Source organism: Acidimicrobiales bacterium, from assembly GCA_036270875.1.
GTDB lineage: Bacteria > Actinomycetota > Acidimicrobiia > Acidimicrobiales > AC-9 > AC-9.
Map to the genome: position 1 here is coordinate 66,637 of DATBBR010000057.1, position 6,754 is coordinate 73,390.

The following is a 6,754-nucleotide window of genomic DNA, read 5'->3' on the forward strand; positions in this document are numbered from 1 at the left end:
CCGTCGGCTGGCCGCCGCCGCGCCCGGCCGGTCAGATCGACGGCATGGCGGCGACCAGTCAGGCAGAACGCTTGACGCGCCACCGGCCGCGGGCCGACGACATCCAGCGGTCGAGCTGTGACACGACGCCTGGTCGCCGTGACGCCCGGGGTCGAGGCCGCTGGACCGCCCGCCTGGCCACGAGTCTGCACGCGTCGACCAGGGCGTCCGCGAACTGGTCGGGGTCGGAGCCGGGGGCCATGTGGGTGCCGTCGACGACGTGCATAACGGCAGTCGGTATCGACGATGCCAGCTTGACCTGTCGTCTCGGCGGGACCAGCCGGTCCTGGGAGGTGACGACGACGGACACCGGCACGTCGACGTCGCCTATCCAGGCCCTGGAGCTGAACCGGCCGAGGGCCTCGGCTGCTTCCAGCACGCTGCGGACGTCGTGGCGGCGGAGCTCGCCGAAGGCCCAGCGCCGGCTGGCCACGTCGGCCAGCCCTTCGGGGAGCTGCTCGGCCAGTCGCTCCACGGCCGGCACGGGCGCCAGCCGCAGGCCGGTCATGACCAGCCCCAGCCCAGCGAACTGCACCCGCTCGTGCCAGCGGCCCCGAAAGTCCCGGCTGGTGGCGCAGAGCACCAGGCCATCGACCCGATCGGGGTGTCGCCGCCAGACGAGCTGCGCGATCGGCCCACCCATCGAGTACCCGACCGGGATGAAGCTGCGAATGCCCAGCTGGTCGGCGACGGCCACGACGTCGTCGGCGCAGTCGTCCAGGCTGAACGGCGCCGGAGACCGCAGGCCGCGGCCGTGCCCGCGGTGATCGATCGCCACCACACGGAAGTGTTGGCCCAGCGGGCCGAAGGCGGCGAACCAGTTGAGGCCGCCGGTCGCGGCCAGCCCGTGCAGGAGGATCACGGTTGGTGCTCGTCGGGGCCCGGCGACCTCACGGACGAAGGTCGTGCCCCGCCCCGGTAGCTCGACGGCTCGACCCGCGGCCACCGTCCACCTGTCGTCCCCCAGCCGCCACGCCACGGGCTCTGTTCTACCCCGCGTCAGGCCGCGGACACGGTGACGAACGCCACGCTGGCGCCCCGGCCGCGGATCAGTGCGCCGGCGACGAGGTCGGGGTGCCCATGCCCTGCGAGCTCGAGAGGAAGGGGAGAAGGGGGTTGGGCTTGAGCGGGTCGGTCGTCGTGGGAGCCAGCGCTGGTGCCGGGGCTGGCGCCAACGCGGGCGCCGGCGCGGGCGCCGGCGCGGGCGCGTGCGAGGTCTGGATGGGCGGAGGGACCGGGGTGAGGATGACGGCCTTGGTCGCGTCGTCCACCACCCCTGTGATCGGCAGATGGGCGGCGCGTTGGTAGTGGGAGACCGCCGTGACGCTTGCTTGGTCCCACACGCCGGTCGGCCAGGTGGGAAAGCCCAGGCTGTTGAGCAGCACCTGCCAGGTCCGGATCTGCCCGGGCGTCATCGCCGCTGGCGCCGTGGGGAGGCTGAACTGCGGAGCGGTGCGGATGGCGTCCCATTCCTGCGGCGTGGTGTCCTGCCAGGACCAGAAGGAGACCCCTACGGCGCCGGTCTGCTCGGCCACCTGCACGAAGCGCAGGATGGCGGCGGCGGACGGGCTCCCGGGCACGCCGTTCTCGGCCCCGTCGTAGGCCTGGCCGACGGGGACCATGGCCACGTTCTGGCCGACCAGGTTGGCGTCGGCTCCGGCGATGTCGGCACCCGGCTCGCGGTCGAGCCAGTAGTCCATCACGGCCACGGCGTCGAAGTGCGAGAGCACCGCGCCATAGGGATACCCCGTGCCGTTGGGGCGGGGCACCACGCCGATGAGGGGATAGGCGGGACCGACGGCGGCGCGCAGGCCCGATGAATAGGCGCCGGCCGTCGCGGCCGAGAGGTTGACGCCAGGCTCCGGCTCGATGTCGGCGGCGAGTCCGTCGATCCGATCGCCACCCGGCGTCCGGTAGTTGATCTCGGCCACGGCCCGGCTCACGTCGGCCTCGGGCGGGGTGAAGTACGGGAAGTCCCAGCCGTAGACGCGGATGTGGGCGGCGTGGGCGGCGGGCAGGAGCTGATCGAGGAAGCCCTGGCCGAAGAAGCCGCCGGTGCTCGAGCCGAGATGGACGTACAGGTAGTGGAGGCCCGTCGCCGTGGACTTGGCCACGATGGCCGACACGTTGCCACCCTCGACCTTGTTGGGCTCGAAGAGCCACATGCCCTTGCCCGGGGGCAGCCCGCCCCGTAGGGCGGGGACGACGGGGGGACCGGTGGGGGCTGGCGTGGTCGCCGGAGGGATGGACGCCGTGGCCGGGCCACCGCTCGCGCTGCTCGCCAGCGCGGTGTGACCCGGAGCCTTGCCGGCCGCCCCCGGGTGGGCACCGGCGGCGGTAGTGCCCGGGGTCCCGGGCAGGGCGGAGCGCACCTGGCCGGCGACGCCTCCCGACCCAGCGCCGGAGTAGGCGGCCGCTGCGGCGCTACCGCCCAGGATCGTGAGCGTCATCGAGCCGGCCAGCGCCACCTTGGCCAGGGTGGCCGGCGCCCGCTTGGCGTCGGCCAGGACGATGGGCAGGCGGCGCAGCGTGGCGACGGTGGCGGTCGCAGGGCGGCGAGGCACGAGCACGCGGGCCGGCCTGGTCAGGTCGGCGAGGATGGCCGAGGTCGTGGCCGGGGTGCCGAGCAGTCGCGCCCGGGACCTGCGGCGCGCCACGGCCTCCGGCGCCGGTCGCGCTGGCGACGGTTCGGGATCCACCAGCTCCGGAACCGCCGGCCCCCGGGGGCGCGCCACGAGACGGGCAAGACCCCGTTGGGGGAGGGTGACCGGAAGGGCCATGAGCGTTCCCAGCCGCCGCATGCCGCGACCGGCCCGCTGCGCCCGGCGCCTACTGGGAAGGAGGCCGGCGTCGACGGCCAGCAGGATTCGGGCGACAGCCCGCACGAAGAAGAGCCGCGAGGAGGTCGCCCGCTCGATCGCCTCCGCCAGCTCCGCCGACCGGGGCGGGGCGCAATCCTCGAGCCGGAGATCCGTCACCGGCGCCCGTCCCGAGTGGGGCGGGCCGAGAGGAATCCCCCGGCATATCTCCTGGTGCGCAACCGAGCCCCCTGGATCCTGTCACCTACGACGACCGCAGCAGAGATTCGCCGGTGAGCGGTCTAGTCCCTGCGTACTAGTACTTTTCGGACAATCGGCGTCTACGGGGCTGTCGCAGCGGGTCGTCGGCGGGGTCTAGAGTCCGCGTTCTATGAAGCACATCCTCCTGGGTATCGTCCTCATCGTCGTGGGCATCGGGCTCGCCGGTGCCCGGGTGGCCCGATCGAGCGTTGCGTCCCGACGCGGCTCGGCGGCCGTCTCGACGAGCACGTCCGAGATGACCTGGATTCTCCCGATCGCCGGGGTCGTCCTTGTCGTGCTGGGCGTCCTCGTCGCCGTGCGCGCCATCGGCTGACCCCTCCCGCCGGGCGCCGGCCTGGAGCGCCCTGCGGGGTACCCTTCGCCGCCATGGCGTACGCGGATGACAATGAAAGAGTCGCGGCGGTGAAGGCGGCCGAGACGGCGTTGCTCGCCCAGATCACCGGCTGGGCGGAGAACGCTGGCAGCCCAGGTCGCTGCTGCAGCTGGCCGAGGCCTACGCCTGGGTGGTCAACCCGGGCCAGGCCCACGGCGTGGCGGCGACGGCCCCTGACTGAGCTGCCGGCCTCACTCGCCGGTGAGCTCGTCCCGCTTGACCTTCCCCAGGGCGTTTCGCGGCAGGGACTCGACGAAACGGACCAGTCGGGGCCGCTTGAACGGGGCGAGGTGCTCGGCGGCCAGCTCGAGGACCTCGTCGGTGCCGGGCCGGGGGTGACCGGCCACGACGTAGGCGGTCACGACCTCGCCCCATTCTTCCGACGGCGTGCCGACGACAGCGGCCTCGGCGACTCCCGGGTGCGAGAGGAGCACCTCCTCGACCTCGCGGGGGTAGACGTTGAAGCCGCCGGTGATGATCAGCTCCCGGCTCCGCCCGACGACCCGGAGGTAGCCCGCCTCGTCGAGCTCGCCGACGTCGCCGGTGTGGAACCAGCCGTCCTCGTCGAACACGGCGGCGGTCGCCGCCTCGGCCCGCCAGTAGCCGCTGAAGACGTTGGGCCCCCTGATCAGGATCTCTCCCCGCGGCCGACCCGCCAGGCGCATCTCGACGCCGGGAAGGGGCAGCCCAACGGTGCCCGGACGGCGGTCGCCCTCGTAGGGATTGGAGACGTTCATGAGGGTCTCGGTCATGCCGTAGCGTTCGAGTATTCGCAGCCCCGAGCCCGCCGCCACACGTCCGAAGACCGTGGGCGACAGGGGCGCCGAGCCCGACACGCACAGCCGCAGCCGCCCCAGCTCGACGACTCGTGTCGAGGCGGCGAGCCGGGTGTACATGGTCGGTACACCGAAGAACAGCGTGGCCTGGTGGCGGAGGCTGGCATCGAGCACGGTGTCGACGTCGAAGCGGGGGAGGAGAACCGCCGAGGCGCCGGCCAGGAGGGTCCCATGGAGCCCCACGCCGAGCCCGTGCAGGTGGAAGAGGGGGAGGGCCAGGACGAGGCGATCGTGCTCGGTCCACCGCCACGCCAGGCGCAGCCCTTCGGCGCTGGCCAGGAGGTTGCCATGGCGGAGGAGGGCGCCTTTCGGCGCACCGGTGGTGCCCGAGGTGTAGCAGACGAGGGCAGGGTCGTCGGGGCCGACGGCGTCCAGATCGGGGACGGGACCGTCAGGCAGATCGACTTCGGGGGCGACCACCGTCACGTCGCCCGCCGCCTGGCGGATCCATGCGGCCCGCTCGGGGTCGTCGACGACCGCGCCCCGCGGTGCGGCATCGAGCGCGATGTGGGCGATCTCGCGCTCGCGGTAGGCCGTGTTGAGCGGGACCACGGCCGCGCCGAGCCGGAGGGCACCGACGTAGGCCTCGACGAGGGCCGTCGAGGCCGGCGCGCTCAGGAGGACGCGGTCACCGGGGCGGAGGCCGGCCCGGTGCAGGCGCGCGGCGACAAGACGGCTCGACCGCTCCAGCTGGCCGGCCGTGCGCCACCCCCGCTGCTCGTCCCAGAGCGTCGGCCGCTCGGGATCCTCGACCCATCGTCGGGTCCAGGCCCGCACCAGGCTGCGCTCCTCCAACAGGTCGACCTTGGTGGGGTCCAGCCCCGTTGGCAGGTGCGCGGCCCACGGCGGAAGGCCAGGGTCGGCTACCGGGTGCTCCACGGGCCGATCGTCGCGCACTGAGGACCGGGGTCGGAGCCGCCGCGCCACCCGCCCTCGATGGCGCCGCGACGACCGGCACCGTGACTCGAGGCGAATAGCGTACGGGCATGGATGCGCCGCTGTGCCTGCTGACCGTGCACGCCCATCCCGACGACGAAGCGTCGAAGGGCGCCGGGTCGGTAGCCCGGTACCACCAGGAGGGCGTCCGGACCGTGCTGGTGTGCTGCACCGGTGGCGAGTCGGGGGACATCCTCAATCCGGCCATGGATCGTCCCGAGGTGCGCGACCGCCTGGCGGATATCCGCATGGAGGAGCTGCGCAGGTCGACCGAGATCATCGGCTACGACGAGGTCGTCCTCCTCGGTTACCGGGACTCGGGCATGCCGGGCACCCCCGAGAACGAAGACCCGCGATCGTTCGTCCAGGCGCCCCTCGACGAGGCCGTCGGGCGCCTCGTGGCGGTGATCCGCCGGGTTCGTCCCCAGGTGGTCGTGACCTACGGTGACGACCAGCGGGGCTATCCCCACCCCGACCACCTCCGGGTCCACGACATCAGCCTGGCCGCCTTCGACGCCGCCGCCGACCCCGACGCCTACCCGGGGCCCGACCCCCCCTGGCAGCCGCTGAAGCTGTACTACACGGTCTGGTCCCGGGCCCGCGTCCTGGCCACCCATCAGAAGTTCCTGGAGCTGGGCCTCGAATCGCCGTTCCCGAAGGAATGGACCGACGGGGAGCGTCCCGAGCCGCACATCACCACCAGCATCGACGTATCCGAGCAGGCCGACGTGCGTCCGGAGGCGCTCCTGGCCCACGCCACCCAGGTCGATCCGACGTCCCCGTTCTGGTTCGGCCTCCCGCCCGAGGTGGCCCGGACCATTCATCCCTACGACGAGTACGTCCTGGCCCGCACCCACGTCGACGGGACGGGCGGGGACGGGGCGTCGCCCGAGGACGACCTGTTCGCCGGGGTCAGGGATCGCGTCAGCCGGTAGCATTCCGGTCGTCCACAGCGCGACACCGACCAGAGCGAGGGGAAACGATCATCATGGCGAAGTGGCTGAGCCAGGAGTGGCTGGATGAGGCGCGCAAGCTGGCGGAGGGGCAGCCCGAGCGACCGGGTGCGTCGGCCCGCATGCAGTACGTCGTCACCGGTGGACCCGACGGCGACATCCACTACTACTGGCTGCTCGAGAACGGCAAGCTCAAGGAGAGCACGCTCGGCGATCTCCCCGACGCCGAGGTGACCCTGACCCAGACCTACGAGGACGCCCAGAAGATCCAGAAGGGCGAGCTGGACGCCAACGCCGCGTTCATGCAGGGCCGGGTCAAGGTGACGGGCAACATGGCCAAGCTCATGTCGCTGCTGCCGCTCACCAACGCTCCCGAGTACAAGCAGCTCCAGACCGAGATCGAGGCCATTACCCAGTTCTGAGCCGGCGACGGCCTGGACACCGAGGGGCGCCCCGTCGGTGCGCCCCTCCTCTGTCGACGGGCTGCTGTCCGTCAGCTCGTCACGGTGAGCCTGCCGTGCATGAAGGGGTGGATCG

The 6,754-nt window shown here is 72.6% G+C and carries 6 protein-coding genes; 3 read left to right on the forward strand and 3 right to left on the reverse strand.

All coding sequences use genetic code 11. The features are described from left to right. Positions 1-58 precede the first annotated feature (58 nt). Together VH112_06780 and VH112_06785 are read right to left on the reverse strand one after the other, a co-directional pair. Positions 59-985 (reverse strand): alpha/beta hydrolase, encoded by a 927-nt coding sequence (locus VH112_06780; GenBank protein ID HEX4539935.1) that lies wholly within the window; start codon positions 983-985, stop codon positions 59-61. 103 nt (positions 986-1,088) lie between these two features. Next, positions 1,089-3,017, reverse strand: a complete 1,929-nt coding sequence (locus VH112_06785) for a peptidoglycan-binding protein (GenBank protein ID HEX4539936.1) — start codon at positions 3,015-3,017, stop codon at positions 1,089-1,091. 211 nt (positions 3,018-3,228) lie between these two features. Here VH112_06785 and VH112_06790 point away from each other — a divergent pair, with 211 nt between their 5' ends. Next, entirely contained in the window at positions 3,229-3,432 is a 204-nt protein-coding gene (locus tag VH112_06790) for a DUF3185 family protein (protein ID HEX4539937.1), read from the forward strand. Between the two features lie 251 nt (positions 3,433-3,683). Here VH112_06790 and VH112_06795 read toward each other — a convergent pair whose 3' ends face one another. Beyond that, on the reverse strand, positions 3,684-5,207 hold the full coding sequence (locus VH112_06795) for an acyl-CoA synthetase (protein HEX4539938.1): 1,524 nt from the start codon (positions 5,205-5,207) through the stop codon (positions 3,684-3,686). Between the two features lie 107 nt (positions 5,208-5,314). Here VH112_06795 and mca point away from each other — a divergent pair, with 107 nt between their 5' ends. Continuing rightward, on the forward strand, positions 5,315-6,199 hold the full coding sequence (gene mca / locus VH112_06800) for a mycothiol conjugate amidase Mca (GenBank protein ID HEX4539939.1): 885 nt from the start codon (positions 5,315-5,317) through the stop codon (positions 6,197-6,199). A 53-nt stretch (positions 6,200-6,252) separates the two neighbouring features. Further along, a complete protein-coding gene (locus VH112_06805; protein HEX4539940.1) occupies positions 6,253-6,639 on the forward strand; it encodes an SCP2 sterol-binding domain-containing protein in 387 nt (128 codons plus the stop codon). Positions 6,640-6,754: the final 115 nt, after the last annotated feature.

Bases quoted from the DNA above. Each gene is read 5' to 3' on its own strand.
- VH112_06790 (HEX4539937.1), top strand. From the start codon at position 3,229: ATGAAGCACATCCTCCTGGGTATCGTCCTCATCGTCGTGGGCATCGGG.
- mca (HEX4539939.1), top strand. From the start codon at position 5,315: ATGGATGCGCCGCTGTGCCTGCTGACCGTGCACGCCCATCCCGACGAC.
- VH112_06805 (HEX4539940.1), top strand. From the start codon at position 6,253: ATGGCGAAGTGGCTGAGCCAGGAGTGGCTGGATGAGGCGCGCAAGCTG.